Origin of the sequence: Prevotella pallens, assembly GCF_900454935.1 — a bacterium.
Classification (GTDB): domain Bacteria; phylum Bacteroidota; class Bacteroidia; order Bacteroidales; family Bacteroidaceae; genus Prevotella; species Prevotella pallens.
The window spans coordinates 244,516-261,170 of sequence record NZ_UGTP01000002.1 but is presented as its reverse complement, the minus strand read 5'-3'; the positions used below and the strand labels follow the sequence as shown (position 1 = coordinate 261,170).

Below are 16,655 nucleotides of genomic sequence, written 5' to 3'. Positions count from 1 at the left end.
GACATGTATGTGTCCGTATGTCCCATCTATGGAATTTTTCTTACGATTTCTTGGACGGTTGGTACTTCTTCACAAATTTTCGCATGGTTTTCTACGTTTCATGCATAGCAAAAATATGAAAGCAAAAGGCCTCTACCATGTATTTTGTATAAAATATATGGTGGAGGCAATTCCAATAAGATAAAGAGAGTATTCTCCTGCCTATACTTTATATTTCTCTTCCAACAACCATTCTAAGTCCGAAGCTTTGTAGAGGATTTTTCCTGCAAATTGCGTGTAGGGAGTAATCTTCCTATCGCGATAGTCCTGCAAGGTACGGGGACTGATATACAGCCGCTCGCATACTTCCTTACCTGTGAGGAAGTGCTCACCGCCAAAGAGCGGCTTGTGTGTCTGTGCTACTTCCTTAATTCTCTTGCTTACTCCGCTGATTAGCGGACAGCACCACCTGCATATCGTCAGCCTCCATATTTAAGTCTCTTACCTGTTCCATAATCTTCCTATTTATTTGCACTACACTTGCATATTAAATGAGCGTTCCTCTGTTGGCTGTTCATCTGTCTTCTTTTCATAAAATGCAGGAGTAGGTTCTAAGAACATAGCGATACCCTTTTCCTCACCGTCCGATTGCGTACTTACCCAGTGCTTCTTAAATTCCTTGAGATTGTATTTTACAAGTCCCTTTGCGGGGTCAGCAATGTAGAATGTCTTTCCCTTCTTAACTTTGTACAGTACCACAAAATGATTTTGGTTCCAATGGAGGATAGAACATAACTTATGAGTCATTAACTCTTTTACAGAGATTCGTACCGAAACAGATTCAAGCCCGATTGTTTGAGCTGTTTCTGTGATGGCTTTTAATGAGACACCTTCTTTAGTAGCCTTGCAAATCTTGTAAAGTTCAGAAGTGTTGTATTCCCGATCAAAAATCTTACAGACCATTGATAGACAAGAAATACCACACTCCATTGAGTCATGTTGTCTCACATAACGTATATTGTTCATTACATAGTGCGCTGTATAATATCTTCATTCTTTCTATTAGCTTTAACATTTACTTCTTTATTGAAGATAGTGTAAGATATAGTAAGTTCTACCCCACGCATATCATTTTTACCTCGCGTTCCCCAATCTACGTTATTGAAGTGATACAAAATATTGTTGTAGTTAGCTTTGCCCAAGATATCATTTATCGCAAGATTGATGTTTAATCTATTCTTTAATAACGAAGCTGCTACGCCCATATTCCAGCTATGAATGCTCTTTTGATTGTACAATAGGTATTCATTTCTGCCTTGATAGGTATAATCAGTAAACAAATAAATATTTGGAGTGAAAGCATAGTTTATATTTACTTGCCCATTGAAAGCAATTCTATCATTTTTATATGTTTTTCCTTCAAATACGTATTCGCTATTAGGAAAAACAACTTCTCCTTCGCATGAAAGCTCAAGATTGCCAAGAGCTTTAGAGTAATTCAATATTACTCTGAAATCACTGGCTTTCTTCATATTCATCGAATAAGAACACAGAATATTGCTCGTTGCATCAATCTGCCTGAGTACACTAACAAGAGGATTTTTTCGGTAGGTATAACGCAATGACAATGTTAAGTCTTTCCATGTAGAACTAAGCGTGTAACGGTCCATTATTTCGTTTTTAAGACTTGTATTTCCTGTACTATACAAAAGAGAGTCTTGGTAAACAAGTCCAGAATTTAACTGAGCAAAGTTTGGTTGGGTAAGATTCTTTCTGTAGTTCAATTGGAAGAACCAATTATCGTTTGGTCGATATTTTATAGTAACTACAGGACAGAGCGTAGAGAAGTTTTGTTTAAATAGGTTTTCTTTGGTGTTTGTACCAGAAACACTTCCAATGGTTCTATGTATATATTGGTAGCGTGCAGCAGGCATTATTGTCCATTTGCCAAAAGTTCTCGAGAAAGATAAATATGCTTGTGGATTCGACTCTTTAACATTGATGTTGTTTATATAGTTCTGCGAGTTCAGGTAAGGTATCTCTGAATTTGTTTTAGATTTTGAATCTACATAGTTATACAATATTCCTGCCATCGCATTAATTTTCCATGGAAGCCTGAAACTGTTGTCAATGTTTGTGGTATAGACCGTATATCTACTATTGCCATGGCTTTTAACTAACGACAATATGCCTGCACCACTCTCCAATGTTTGTGTATTATGGTTTATATTTGTAGAGGCTATTTCTTGTGAAATGTCTAAGCTGTAGTTATTGTTTGCATAAACGTACTGCAACGTCCCACTGTGTATATTCTCTAAATTCCTACCTCGTCTGTCAATATTTCTCCATTGCTCTTGTTTTTTCCAACTCGTCAAATTTGTACCGTACGCCTTATTATCTTCTTTGCTGAATTGGTAGAAATAATAAAGTCCCAGTCTACTTTTTGTATTCAACTGGTAATCGGCAGAAAAGTTTATTTTATGTGCTAAGGTAGTTATCGGAGTCTCTCGCTTTTGTTTGATACCAAATATATCATTACCATAGACATTGCGAAAATATGTCTCCTTATTTTTATTACCTTCTTTTCCACCCATATAGGACAGGCTTGCGGAGAACTTCTTATATTGTCCCATCATATTGAGGATTCCTGCATCAGAAAACATTCTTGTCTGTTTCAAATAGTTGCTAACACTAAGAAACATAAAGTCATTAATATGCTTTATGGTAGATATAGAAATAACAGGTTGTCCGTTTGGACTATACTTTGCAGAGGGTGCTCTATCTATCTCAATACTTTTGATATTGTCTGCTTGCAAAGTAGATAATATGTTTGCATTCGATAGGATCCGTCCGTCTAAAACATAGATAGGTTCACCCATTCCATTGACTTCAACGTTATCATTGACAGAATGTAATCCTGGTGTATGATATAACATTCTCATAGCGGTCCCCATCTTTGCTAAAACTGTATTGGCAACTTGAATTTTTGAAATGCTTCCTTTGGTTTGCACACGTGGCATCTTTCCTTTTACCACAACATTGTCCAATTCAATGATTGCCACATTGGAACTATCTTTTATTTCGTTTTGACAGAAACAAAAGGAAATATGTACACAAAAAATGATTAATGTTATTATCTTTTTCATAAATTAAAAATAAATATACGTTATACTTCTTAATTTTATATCAACTTTAAGGTTTATAATAGATACTTACCATTAATTCTCTTCCACGAATATTCAAATTATTGTAGCTATGGACAAATGTACCATTTATGCCGTATTCATAACTCTTTTTATTCAGTAGGTTATTGAGTTCTAACGTAATATCGAACTTCTTAAAGCTGTATCGCATAGCTAAATCAGCAAAGAAAATGTCTTTAAACTTATTGTTCGCTATTTGATTATGATAGTATTCTGTTCTTGCTTCGGTTGTAATCTTCTTCGTAAGAAACAGTCGCAAATAAGCATTATGTTTCCAATTGTTTATTGTAGAAACAGAAGAAAGTGCAGGCATTTTAGACTGATAGTAACTATAATCCAGATTGTAGCCAATATCTGCGTTCTTAATAAGTCCAACTGTCAAACTTCCTCTTATATTGAATGTGTTTGTGTTGAAAGGCATAATTTCGCTATTTTGTACGATATACGCCTTCGAGCTATTATACATTGCTCTAACATTCAATTTTCCTTTTAGGAAGCTAATTCCTTGCGAGCCCATAAAATTAACTGTCCAAGCATTATTTTTTGTTTCTTGTGGGACAAGCGAAAGTACAATATAATTACCTATATAGTCTTGCGATGTTGTATAAGGTGTTGTACCAAATATTCTGTTAACAGTTACAAAAAACGATGTTCCTTTTAGTGCATTATTATAACGAACAATAACACCTGCTGTTTTATCTCTCCCTATTCTATAATCAGCAAATCCTTTGTTTATATATTCATAGTCGGATAATACAAGAGTTGGGAAAAACTGATTTACATTTACTTCTGTTTGTCCTATTCGTCCATCAACAGAAAAAGTCCAATATGGAGTTGCATTCCAGCGGATATGAATGTTTGGAGAAAAGAGAGCACGACTATAATTTGCGCTTAAACTATATTTATATTGGTTATATGACACATCTGAAGAAAAATTAAAAATAAAGTCGGATAACTTATACTCCAGGTTTGTACTTGCATACAACTTAAACATACTGAATCGACTTTTTCCAGAAAGTAAACCAATACTATCTGGAACACCTATAAGATGCGAAGAAAAGTTGTGTAACAAAGCATTGGCTCCTATTTTTCCTGTAAGAATGAAATCACCAAAACGAAAACTTCCCGATACATTATTATTGGTTTCGTAATAATGTTGGTTTATATCTTGTTTAAGTGAATCCATAACCATTTGCTGTGGACGTACGTCCATTATATTTTTCGATTCAAATGAAAACAAACGCTTGCCATATTTACGTATTAACAGAAGATTATCTTTCAGTGTAAACACAGGAAGGTTAGCATTCATATCGTGTGGATTTGTACCACGCTCTATCAGCAGTTGTTTGTTCCAATTTAAGTTTGTTGAAAGTTCATTTTTTAGATATTGGCTATTTGCATTGTTCTCGTATTTCACTTTTGCGAAGAGTTCATTAGTTTTCTCTAAATAATGTTTTTCATTGTTAGTTACTTTGTTGCCTTGTTTCGAAAAGTATTCTGCTGTGCGTTTAGAATTTGCTTCTTGATGGTCGTTAATATAAGAAACCTGAAAACTTACTTGCGATGTTTCATTTATTCTTTGCAACATATTTAAGTTCAATGCATGACTTCTGTTAAATAAGGAACGTTCGCCCAATGTGCTTTTTGCAGGAGAAGGCAATGAGATAAAAGGCGATAGCTTACTGTCCAATTCACCATACGTAAAAACTTTATTTGTTTCGTGAATAATATCTTTACCTCTATTGTTAGTTTTATAGGTTATCATTGTTTGCCAATTCTGCTTTAAGCGCATGGCAAAACTTTCAAAGTCCCATAAAACACCATTATTCTTACAGCCTATTCCTCCATTAAATGTTGCTATCCAATGTGCTTTAGCACCTTTCTTCATACGAACGTTAATGGCACTTTCGTCAGAATAAACAAAGTCGTCTAATACACGAATAGGGGTATGATGCTTCATTACTTCTACCGTTGCTATATCGTTTTGAGGCAGCGACTTTGAAGCAACACCATATTTTCCGCCCAACATATCCATTCCTTCTATATAGAAGTTGCTGATGCTTCGCCCCTCATACGAAATTTGCCCTGTGTTTTTATTAACTTCAAATCCTGGCACACGAGCCAATACATCGGCTAATGTGCGATCGCCGGGTTTTGCATATACGCCAAGAAGATACTTTATTGTATCTCCTTCTATTCTTACAGGCTTTGCCTTTACCGTTATCTCGTCCAATGCTTTTGCATCATCTTCAAGCACGATATGTTGTTCTGGCATATCTGCTATTACCACTATTTGCTTTTTCTTATAGCTCATTGCAGAAATTTGCAGCAAGTCGCCCACTTTTGCTTTAATACTAAATTTACCATCATTTTTGGTATTGCAAAATGTAAGTGTTTTCTTTGTTGAAGCATCAATACTTTTTATGATTGCTGCGGATAACGGACTTCCATTTACGTCAGTTATCACTCCCGTTACTGTTACTTGTGCCTGCAATATTTCTGAAAACAACGTTATAACAATTAATACAAATAGTTTTTTCATATTGGTATTATTTTTTATCGTCTATTTCAATAGTATCACAACTTCCACCGCCTGGATAAACACCAGGTTTATGCACTTTCTTTAGATATTCTATGCGGTCTATCGGGGCATATTTATAGTTCAGATAATTATAAAAGGTTACGGGTTCAAGGTTTTTATTCTTAATACTAATTGCTTCTATTAACATAAACTTTGGGCAATTCGCCTTTAATATCATACCAGGCAATCCGCACAATTTCCAAGGACCTTGACCAATAGGAATTTCTTCGGTGTACCAAGCCTCCCAATAGCGACCACGAAAATTGGTAGTAGCTTTCTTACACTCCATACCCAACACTGTGAGAGTAGAATCTTCGTAGATTGTCCAATCGGGAATGGAAATGTCTTCGGTTATCAAATAATGAGTACCAAAAACAGTTGAATAGGTGCTAATTTTCCCTTGCTCAAGATTGCGGTAAATTCTGTCATTATTGCCTGTGCTTAGCGGATATTTTTTTTCATATTCAGGTGTATTTAAATCTTTCATCTCTTCATTTGATAGAATAAAGTAAGCAGGGTCATCATTCGCTAACATTATATTTCTTTTTAACTTGGCTTGGCAAAAATATTGGCTTGCCTTTTTACCACATCGAAAAATATAAATATCCCAAAATGGTTGTTCTTTTACCGAGTAGGTTATTTCTAACTCAGCAGGTTCAATAATATGTGTTTTCTGTGCGTAACACATTACTGCATTTAGCATAAAGGGCAAAACTATTAAAAAGAATTTAGATTTCATATTGGTATTATTTTTTATCATCTATTTCTATAGTCGTACAACTTCCACCGCCTGGATATACAACACCTTTACATGTTGCACTATATTCTACATTCGGATTTGAATCAACTATAATTTTCTTAATTTCAGAAGATGGTATTGTTGAGAGTTCTTTGACACTAACAGGCTTACCATTAAGGACAAATGTAGGAGTTCCTCCTTCAAGCAATTGCAAATCTTTTGTCAAACCCGGTATTTTCCCAAGAACAGTAGTAGCCTTTCCCATATATTTTAAATAGGAATTTGACACATTTACCTCTATTTTGTTCAAGCCTACCTTAACAGTCGGGCGTCTTCCCTTTACAACAACCGCATTAAGGTCTGTAGAATTAGTCTTTAGCTGTATAGCTCCAATGTTTCCTTGCCTATTGTTTAAATAGCAAGGTTCATAACCAATAAAGGATATTTTAATAATATAGGGAACGTCAGGGGCTGCCAGCTCAAAATGTCCTTGTTCATTAGTAACAGTCCCCTTTATCAATGTTGAGTCTTTTACAGTAAGCAATAATACATTTGCACAAAGTAAAGGCTGTTGCTGTTCATCAATCACTTGTCCTTTGATATTTTGCGCAGTGAGTTGAAGTGATGAAAAGCTTAGTACTAAAAGAAAGATTATTCTATTCATAGCCTTGTATTATTTAATGTAAATTCTTCGAGAAAAGCTTGCATGCCTTGATCGTCATACTGACATACTTCATAAGGAATATCATTTCTTATTCTTACTTTTAATAACGAGGACCTGATGACAAGCGGTTTAGTTCGCTTTGTCCAGCTGTCTGTCCTTTATATTTCGATTTGGGAGGATTGAATGAATAGGATACTGTCAAACAAATGGTAGGTTGGCGATTATCCACATAGTGCGATGTATATATCTTTGCGTACCGAGAGTATCCTTTCTCCTTAGCATTGAATATGTTCAAGGCACTTAGCTTTATCCACCAATTTTTCATATTCTTCTGTATAGCGAAATCCATTCTGATAGTTGGCTGTGCCATATAGGTATCTACATTTCCCCTACGATTTCCATTTGTATTTAGCACAATAAACCAGTTCTTTGGAAGTATGAAAAGGTTTTTCCATTGCAAACCAATCTGTGGACGATTATAGCGTAACCCATCGTAGGTAAGCCATTGTCTGTTGCCCCAAATGTTCCACGATGGTTTCCATATTCTGAATAATGTAGGAGCATACGAAAGGCTGGCGTATAGAGACGAATAAGAATGATTGACGTCTGAAGATAATATGGCTGGAATTTGTTGCATTACCTCGAACCATGTGATGATGGCATCTTTCTGGTAGGAATAATTGGTGATGAATTGGAAATCTCCATACGATGCATTAAATGATATTTCGTGTTCGTAAGTGGGACGCAGCAATGAATTTCCTTTATTGTAACGAAAATCGCTGATATATTGCATTCCCTCGTCCAATTGACTGTAAGAGGGACATTGGGCATATATATTGTAGCTTAGCATTAACGACAGTCTGTTTATGGGATAAGAAAAATAGACAGAAGGCAAAATGCGATGATAGGTGCGGCTGCTTGAGCTTAGCAATTTTCCATTGTCAAAGTAATCATAATCGGCATATTCATACTTTACCCCTAACTGGGTGTAGAGTTTTCCAAAGCTCCTGCTGTAATTGGCGAAAACATTGGCTGCCTTTTGTTCCGAACTATTGTCGTTTGCAGTCAGTACACCTGTATAGTTGTTGTTCTCCACATTATACTTTTGATGGAAGTGTGTATAAGTAGTTTCAAAGCCATACTCCAATTTAGCATTGCCAACAGACGATGTAAAAACAGTTTTCAGAGCCGCCATATCCGAATTGGTTTCTGTAACGGGAACAAGTGTAGAGCTGTGACTGTTTTGCACGTCTACAACTGTTTGCTTCCCATTGCTGTTATTGTGCGCATAGGTACCATCTATATTGAGCGTCAGCCTATTGCTGAATTTATTTTCATAGTAGAGGCTTACATTATGGTTTCCATTTTGTAAAAACTGATGGGCGCTTGTTCCAAATTCCGTGAGGACATTGTCCTTTTGCATATAATTATGGAAATTCTGGTTGGAATTACTTGCAAACAACCTGTTGAAGGTATAGGTGGCACCGAGCGATTGATTGTTGGTGAACTGGTTGTTGAAACCAATGCTTACAAAGCCACTCTTCGAAGAGTTGTATCCATCGCCTACATACCTGGCATTAATGTTTTTACCCGCATGCTGAAAGTCATAGGTATCCTGACGCTTGTAATGCGAATTTGCAAAAGTGCCAAACGAGGAACTCAGAAAGACGTCCAATCCTTTCGTGCGGTAATTAAGGTCGAGCCAGCCATCTGTTTCCCAGCAGCTTGATACACTTTCTTTCATTGTTAAAGTTCCTCCCAATCCCTCGCCAACAGGCTTTAAGGTTGTAATGAAAAGCACTGCGCGCACGTTGGAACTATATTTGGAACCAGGATTCATGTCAATCTTAATCTCCTTAATCATGTTGCTCGGGATACGTTCCAGTTCGTTCCAACTACGCATTAGCTTATTGTTGATATAAACGAGTGGGGTTCCTCTTCCCAGCACACTTACACCATTGCTGCCCATCATTGGCAGTTGCTGCAACACGTCTATAGCTTTGCCAAGCTTGCTGTATACTGTTCCCTGAATGTTGGAGATGAACATTCCTTTATCTAACTTGAAAGTAGGGCGAGTTGCCGTTACAACTACTTCCTTCATGCTCTGTTCGGAAGGTTCCAGCAATACTGTCATACATTCTTTTGCAGGCAGCACTATTGTCTTATACCCTATATAGGATATTCTGACCAGCTTGTTCGCAGGAGAGACATTGAAAGAAAAACTTCCATCTTCGTTGCTCATGTCTCCTAAAATATAGGTAGAATCGTTCGCTTGAAGTAGAGACACCGTGGCAAAAGAGATTGAAGTACTGTCGTTCTCCATCACCCTGCCACTGATACTTTGACCCTTTGAGTATACAGAGCATACTAACGCTGCAGATAAAAATAAAATGTACCTTTTCATAATAATTAAATAGCTGTTATTTTATGAATAGCCTCTATAGGTTTCTCTACATTGGCTAAAAGACACTCTTCTAATATGGATGCTAAACTTGGAAAAACAGGCGAAGAGAAAAGGACTTTAAAAAGTTCTTTTCTATTAGTATGAATGTCGTTCAGAAATAATATTTTTTCTACAACATCTATAATATACCCTTTTCTCATATATTAAGTTAATAACATTGTTTTATTTTTTCCAAATAGATTCACAATTAGGTTTTACAAAGATAAGTTCTTTTTCTTTTATAGGCAAAAATATTCAAAAAAAACATATAAATTAACATATTAAATATTATTAATATAGATACTCCCTATTGTTATTCTCCAACAACCTTTCTAAATCCGAAGCCTTATAGAGTATCTTTCCTGCAAACAGTGTGTAGGGATAATTCTTCTGTCCTTATTTGTTATTTTTAGGGTTGCCTGTTTTTGATTTCTCCGATTTGGTTTGGAGCAATATATGAAATGGCAACAGAAATATACGGGCACGATGAATCGGTTCTCTGCGTTTAACGGTGTGTTCGTTGTGTATTTCGTGGGCGAACGTAGATAATTGGCGGAATGTTCGCACGCATTATCGCAATCCGTCAGCAGCTGTAAGGGTCCGATTTATCGTGCCCGCATATATGTAAACACCCATAAAATGATGACAAACACTCACAGAATTGATACTTGGTAAATACGGGCGCGATGAATCGGCCCCTACGCCTAACGGTGTGTTCGCTGTGTATTTCGTGGGCGATGTAGATAATTTGCGGAATGTTCGCTGTGTATTTCGTGGGCGATGTAGATAATTAGCGGAATGTTCATTGTGTATTTTGTGTGTGATGGGATAATTCACGGAATGTTCGCTGTGTATTTCGTGGTTGAATGTGGACACATTTGTGTGTATTCGTAAAATATTTATGGGTGGACATTACACATTTGTATTGTGTTTGCCACCCATAAAATGTTTGAATGTTGTACATTCGGTTTATACCAATGTGGGTTTTATTTTTTTTCTTTATTTTTTTGCGTTTCGTCTTTTATAATTTCGTTGATGCCGTTAATTATTTTTTCTATTGCCAGACCACTTTTCTCGCTCATCATTTTAATATTGGCACGTGCTGTAATGAGTTTTCCTAACGGTGTTTGAAGCATACGGAACGAAGGTGTAATTTCGGCTAAACGCTTTTTTAAAAAGGGGTGTTGCTTTAACAAATCCTTTAGTTTTGTGTTCTCTGTAATTTCTGTAATCTCTTCGTTTTCTTCGTTCTGTTCGGTTTCGTTGTCTGTTTTGTTGTTTGCAGACGTAGCTTCCATCTCCTTTTGTTCTGTTTTTTCGTCTTTGTTAGCCCATGTAAGTAAAGTTTTACTGCCCTCCAATTCACGAATGTGTGTACAATCTTGCATCACTTCGAGCACACCTCTAAAGTTTCCTTGTGCGTCTCTCACAGCTATATATGTAATGTATAAGAATACGCCAGGTTTGTTAATCCAGAACTCAGCCTTATTTTGTTCGCCACTTCTAAGTTTATCTACTACTTCTCTAACAATGTGTGCACTTTTTTTAGGGTGGCAATTCATAACCTCGCGACCTATTACATTCTTGCTTCTGGGGAAGATGCGATGGTCTGTATCTGAATAGAAGCACACTAATTCGTTTTCGTCTACATACGAAATATCGAATGGAAGATGTTGATAAATAAGATTTATTTGTTCCAAAGTAAGCTTTCCAGTAGTTACGTTAAGTTTACTTTCGGGAGCTATGCCGTATCCATATTTAGATAGAAGCGCCTGCAAGTCTTTTGCAAAACCGTTGTTATCGGTTTGTTGCGGAGCAGTTGTTGTAGGTTCCTTTTTATGTTCTACGTTAAAGAAAGCGAAGCCAATTTCTTGGTCTCCCTCTTTCATTTCTTCAAATTCGTGTTCGTTTATTAGAGCCATTGATGTGGGGTAGAGAATAACTTCCTCCTTATGCATTAAGTCGCGAGCATAGCTTATAAGTTCTTGTTGTTTAGCAATAAATTCTTCTTCTTTATCTTCTCCGAGCAAAGCAGCCGATTCTCTAATAATGTCGCGCACTAAATCGTCGAACGTCCACATAACAGTTGTTGGTCGTGTAAACCCTTTTTGTTCCAGCACAGGGTATAGTTGGTTTTGCTTTCGTTTGTAGTGTATTGGATATTGACTTATTTTATCGTATAGTTCCAACCATTGATTCTTAATCATAGGATATTGAACAAGGTCTTCTACAGCCAGCAACAGTTTTCTCATTTCGTCGTTTTCACGATAATAATGCATAATGGGGTGGTTGTTGGGCAGATTTGGTCGCGAATAATCCATAAAGCCATCAAGCAGTTGTAGCGTCTTTGTCATATTCACACGAATACATTCATGGTCGTCCTCTTCTGTCATAGTTTGTTCAATTAGCGCAATATGGTAAGGCCTAATGGTTCCCACCTGTTCGCTAAATTGTTTTCTAGCCTCTTCAAGCGATAGCTTTCCAGTTTCGTAAAGGTCTTCTATTTCGAAGATTTTATCTAACTTATCTTGTTCTACTTTAGGCAAATTAGCCTTCATTTTGTTCTCCATTCTGAATAATTTTTATTGTTACGGTTACAAAGATACTACTTATTTAGAAAAGGGCGAGGTAACATTTGTGCTTTCGTTGTTTTAAAATAAGTTAAACAGAATGGCATAGTTATATTTTCTAACTATATAATTCTATAAATTATGCTGTAGCAATTAGTTATTAAAAAATATATATTTAATATAGTATTTTGTATGTTTTTTTATTATAAATCCGTCTTTTTTTTATTATTTTTCCACCATAATCAAAATATATTTTGTATATTTGCAACCCTAAAGAAAAAAGGTAAAAGAAAGAGGTAATATATGTCTAAGAAATTCGCCGAACATACTGGATTGAACTTAGTGCGTACCAATAAGGACGTGTTAGAGGCATGGAAGAAAAACGATATCTTTCATAAGAGTATCGACGAGCGCAATGGCGCACCACAATTTATATTCTTTGAGGGACCTCCCTCTGCAAACGGACATCCTGGAATACACCATGTGTTGGCACGTTCTATTAAAGATACCTTCAACAGATACAAAACAATGCAAGGCTTTCAGGTGCGTAGAAAGGCTGGTTGGGATACTCACGGACTGCCAGTGGAACTGGGAGTAGAAAAAGAACTGGGCATTACGAAGAAGGATATAGACAACAAAGCGTCTGAAAAATATATTTCAACAGAAGAGTATAACCATAAATGTCGTGAAAATGTAATGAAGTTTACAGCCGAATGGCGTGAACTTACAGAGGAAATGGGATACTTTGTAGACCTTGATAACCCTTACATTACCTACGATAACAAATATATAGAAACACTTTGGTGGCTTTTGAAACAGCTCTACAATAAGGGGATGCTCTATAAAGGCTACACTATTCAGCCCTATTCACCAGGAGCAGGTACAGGACTTTCGAGCCACGAGCTGAATCAACCCGGTTGTTATCGCGACGTAAAAGATACTACCGCCACAGTGCAATTTGCTATTGTGGAAAACGATTGGAATGCTCTCTGTAAAAAACAGGGTATTAAAACCAATTCGTGGGGAACACCATCGTTTATTGCATGGACAACTACACCTTGGACATTGCCATCAAACACGGCACTCTGTGTAGGTCCGAAAATTGAATATTTGGTAGTTGAAACCTACAATCCATATACAGCCAATAAGGCAACAGTGGTGTTGGCTTCTACCAGACTATCTGCTTACTTTAAGCCAGAAGGCGAAGTGAAAGAGGGAGAAATGCCTGCTTATAAACCCACCGATAAGGTTCTGCCTTACCGTGTAGTGGGAAAAGTAATGGGAACCGACCTCGAAGATGTTCACTACGAACAGCTTATGAAATGGGTTAAACCCGTTGAACGTATAGGAGAACTTGCCCCCGCATTCGTAAACAACTATGCTGAGGTGCACAAAGATAAAGTATTCCAAAGCGAAGACGGCAGAGATACATTCGTAGAAATGGAAAGCGAAGCCTTCAGAATTATACTTGGCGACTACGTTACTACCGAAGATGGTACTGGTATCGTACATATTGCACCTACTTTTGGTGCCGATGACGCCAAAGTAGCGAAAGATGCGAATATTCCAGCACTCTATCTTATCTCGAAAAAGGGCGAAACACGACCAATGGTAGACTTGCAAGGTAAGTATTATACCATTGAAGAGCTCGACAAAAACTTCGTTTCGGCTTGCGTAAACATAGATGCTTACGGCAAACATGCAGGCGATTACGTGAAGAATGCATACGACCCACGCTTCAATCCAGATGGTGTGTGGGATAAAAAAGGTTCAGAAAAAGCCGAAGACCTTAACATTGTGCTTTGTATGGAAATGAAAATGGCTGGCGAAGCCTTCAATATTCAAAAGCATACCCACAACTATCCACACTGCTGGCGTACAGATAAGCCAATTCTTTACTATCCGCTTGATAGCTGGTTCATAAAAGATACGGCTGCAAAAGCACGAATGGTGGAACTTAATAAAACCATTAATTGGCAACCAGAGTCTACTGGTACCGGACGTTTTGGCAATTGGTTGGAAAATCTTAACGATTGGAACTTGAGCCGTTCGCGCTTCTGGGGAACACCATTGCCTATTTGGCGCGACGATAAACGCAATGAAAAATGTATCGGATCAGTAGAAGAACTGTACAACGAAATAGAAAATGCAGTTGCTGCAGGCGTTATGAAGAGCAATCCACTGAAAGAACGTGGCTTTATAGTGGGCGATTATAGTAAAGAAAACTACGATCGTATAGATTTGCACCGCCCATACGTAGACGAAATTGTGCTTGCTAACGAAGCAGGAGAGCCAATGAAACGCGAAGACGACCTAATAGACGTGTGGTTCGATAGTGGTTCTATGCCTTACGCACAGCTCCATTATCCATTCGAAGGCGAAATAAACAAAGATGGTTTGGCTAAAACAGGACTATCAGAAAGCGAGTATCGCACACAATTGGTACACTCTACATATAGCGGAATACCCGTTCCACCAGCATTCTATCCAGCCGATTTCATTAACGAAGGCGTAGACCAAACACGTGGTTGGTTCTTTACACTGCACGCAATAGCCACAATGGTATTCGATTCGGTGGCATTTAAGAATGTAATATCAACAGGTCTTGTGCTCGATGCTAAGGGTAATAAGATGAGTAAGCACGTGGGTAACGTTACAAATCCATTCGAAATGATGGAGAAATATGGCGCCGACCCAGTACGTTTCTATATGATGACCAATAGCGAACCATGGGATAACCTTAAGTTCGACCCCGAAGGAGTAGACGAATGTCGTCGCAAATTCTTCGGCACATTATATAATACGTATAGCTTCTTCGCTCTTTATGCCAACGTAGACAACTATAATGCACCAACAGAAGGCACATTATCGGTATTGTCTGACGATGCAACGGAAATAGACCGCTGGATTATTTCAAAACTTAATTCGCTTATAAAGAAAGTAACAACAGAACTTCAGAACTTCGACCCAACACGTGCTGGACGCTTAATAGACAGTTTTGTGAACGACGATTTAAGTAACTGGTATGTGCGATTGAACCGTAAACGTTTCTGGGGAAAAGAAATGAGCGGCAACAAACGTAGTGCTTACGATGCTCTATACACTTGCCTTATGACAGTGGCAAAGCTACTTGCACCATTTGCTCCTTTCTATTCCGACCAGTTATATCACGACCTTGGTGGAAAGAAAGAGAGTGTACATCTCGATAAATGGCCAGTTGCTGACGAAGCAAATATAGACAACGATCTTGAGGCACGTATGGATATGGCACAGCGCATTACATCTATGGTTTTGGCTTTGCGACGCAAAGTAAACATAAAAGTGCGCCAACCGTTAGCCCAAATTATGATTCCAGCCATAGACAACACACAACGTCAGCACATAACAGCTATGGCAGACCTTATAAAACACGAGGTTAATGTGAAAGAACTTAACTTTGTAGAAGGTCAGGGAATACTTGTGAAGAAAGTGAAATGCAACTTCCGAGTAATGGGAAAGAAGTATGGCAAGCTTATGAAAGACGTTGCTGCAAAGATGAATAGTCTAAATCAGGACGAGATAGCACAGTTTGAACAGAGTGGAAACTATACTTTCGACTTACAAGGAACACCTATCAGCGTAGACGTAGCCGATGTAGAAATAATCTCAGAAGATATGCCAGGCTGGTTGGTAAGCAACGAAGGCAACCTAACAGTAGCACTTGAGGTAGACCTTACCGACGAATTGAAACGAGAAGGAATGGCACGCGAACTTATCAATCGTATTCAAAATCTACGTAAGGAAACAGGTTTCGAAATTACAGACCGTATCATTGTTACCGTATCGCCTAACGAAGAAGCTGCTGCTGCTATCCATTCTTTTGGCGAATTTATAAAGAATCAGGTGTTAGCAAATAGCATTTTGGTAGCCGAAAACAATGGAACAGAAGTAGAATTCGACGACTTTAAACTCAACATACTTGTACAAAAAGCGTAAAAAAGGATTACTGCACGTGGTGGCTGGACGCTCTTCCATCACGCACAGTACACCTTATTATATATTAAGAATAAAGGAAAATGTTCCAAGTAAAACACTATTAAACTAAAAACTATGGAGGAAAAGAAGCGTTATAGCGATGAAGAACTCGAGGAGTTCCGCGCTATTATAAATCAAAAATTAGAGATTGCAAAGTCTGATTATGAGGAAACAATGAAGGTGTTGATGAACAAAAACACTAACGATGTAAATGATACGTCACCCACTTATAAGGCTTTGGAAGAAGGAAGTACTAATCAAACTAAGGAAGAACTCGTACAAATGGCGCAGCGTCAGCAGAAGTTTATACAAGGTTTGCATGCTGCTTTGATACGTATAGATAATAAAACGTACGGTATAGACAGAATTACGGGAGAACTAATTCCTAAAGAACGTCTTCGAATTGTGCCACATGCAACGCTCAGCGTGGCATCGAAGCAAGCCAATAAAGACCATTAAAGG

General features: G+C 37.6%; 11 protein-coding genes and 2 pseudogenes. 2 read left to right on the top strand and 11 right to left on the bottom strand.

Annotation, left to right across the window (positions count from 1 at the left end; genetic code table 11):
* Positions 1-201: 201 nt before the first annotated feature.
* The 11 genes and pseudogenes from DX009_RS10375 to DX009_RS10330 form a co-directional block, all read right to left on the bottom strand.
* Positions 202-493 (bottom strand): annotated as a pseudogene (locus DX009_RS10375) (helix-turn-helix domain-containing protein).
* A gap of 20 nt (positions 494-513) precedes the next feature.
* Positions 514-1,005 (bottom strand): cysteine peptidase family C39 domain-containing protein, encoded by a 492-nt coding sequence (locus tag DX009_RS10370; protein WP_115084022.1) that lies wholly within the window; start codon positions 1,003-1,005, stop codon positions 514-516.
* On the bottom strand, positions 1,005-3,041 hold the full coding sequence (locus DX009_RS10365) for an outer membrane beta-barrel family protein (RefSeq protein ID WP_245944633.1): 2,037 nt from the start codon (positions 3,039-3,041) through the stop codon (positions 1,005-1,007). Before DX009_RS10365 ends, DX009_RS10370 begins: the two co-directional genes overlap by 1 nt.
* 130 nt (positions 3,042-3,171) lie before the next feature.
* The gene (locus tag DX009_RS10360; protein WP_115084020.1) at positions 3,172-5,724 is read right to left on the bottom strand and encodes a TonB-dependent receptor; all 2,553 of its coding nucleotides are present in this window, start codon (positions 5,722-5,724) and stop codon (positions 3,172-3,174) included.
* A 7-nt stretch (positions 5,725-5,731) separates the two neighbouring features.
* The gene (locus DX009_RS10355) at positions 5,732-6,502 is read right to left on the bottom strand and encodes a GLPGLI family protein (protein WP_115084072.1); all 771 of its coding nucleotides are present in this window, start codon (positions 6,500-6,502) and stop codon (positions 5,732-5,734) included.
* A gap of 7 nt (positions 6,503-6,509) precedes the next feature.
* Positions 6,510-7,166, bottom strand: a complete 657-nt coding sequence (locus DX009_RS10350) for a carboxypeptidase-like regulatory domain-containing protein (RefSeq protein ID WP_245944632.1) — start codon at positions 7,164-7,166, stop codon at positions 6,510-6,512.
* A gap of 100 nt (positions 7,167-7,266) precedes the next feature.
* Positions 7,267-9,570 (bottom strand): outer membrane beta-barrel protein, encoded by a 2,304-nt coding sequence (locus tag DX009_RS10345; RefSeq protein WP_115084019.1) that lies wholly within the window; start codon positions 9,568-9,570, stop codon positions 7,267-7,269.
* A 5-nt stretch (positions 9,571-9,575) separates the two neighbouring features.
* Positions 9,576-9,770 (bottom strand): hypothetical protein, encoded by a 195-nt coding sequence (locus DX009_RS10340; protein ID WP_115084018.1) that lies wholly within the window; start codon positions 9,768-9,770, stop codon positions 9,576-9,578.
* 130 nt (positions 9,771-9,900) lie between these two features.
* Positions 9,901-10,002: pseudogene (locus tag DX009_RS10335) on the bottom strand (DNA-binding protein); the annotation flags it as partial.
* 177 nt (positions 10,003-10,179) lie between these two features.
* The gene (locus DX009_RS13180; protein WP_147278683.1) at positions 10,180-10,485 is read right to left on the bottom strand and encodes a hypothetical protein; all 306 of its coding nucleotides are present in this window, start codon (positions 10,483-10,485) and stop codon (positions 10,180-10,182) included.
* Positions 10,486-10,595: 110 nt separating this feature from the next.
* A complete protein-coding gene (locus DX009_RS10330; protein WP_115084017.1) occupies positions 10,596-12,179 on the bottom strand; it encodes a DUF438 domain-containing protein in 1,584 nt (527 codons plus the stop codon).
* Positions 12,180-12,482: 303 nt separating this feature from the next.
* Here DX009_RS10330 and ileS point away from each other — a divergent pair, with 303 nt between their 5' ends.
* Both ileS and DX009_RS10320 read left to right on the top strand, forming a co-directional pair.
* Positions 12,483-16,154 (top strand): isoleucine--tRNA ligase, encoded by a 3,672-nt coding sequence (gene ileS / locus DX009_RS10325; protein ID WP_115084016.1) that lies wholly within the window; start codon positions 12,483-12,485, stop codon positions 16,152-16,154.
* A 114-nt stretch (positions 16,155-16,268) separates the two neighbouring features.
* Positions 16,269-16,652, top strand: a complete 384-nt coding sequence (locus DX009_RS10320; protein WP_006046403.1) for a TraR/DksA family transcriptional regulator — start codon at positions 16,269-16,271, stop codon at positions 16,650-16,652.
* The last annotated feature ends 3 nt before the right edge of the window (positions 16,653-16,655 follow it).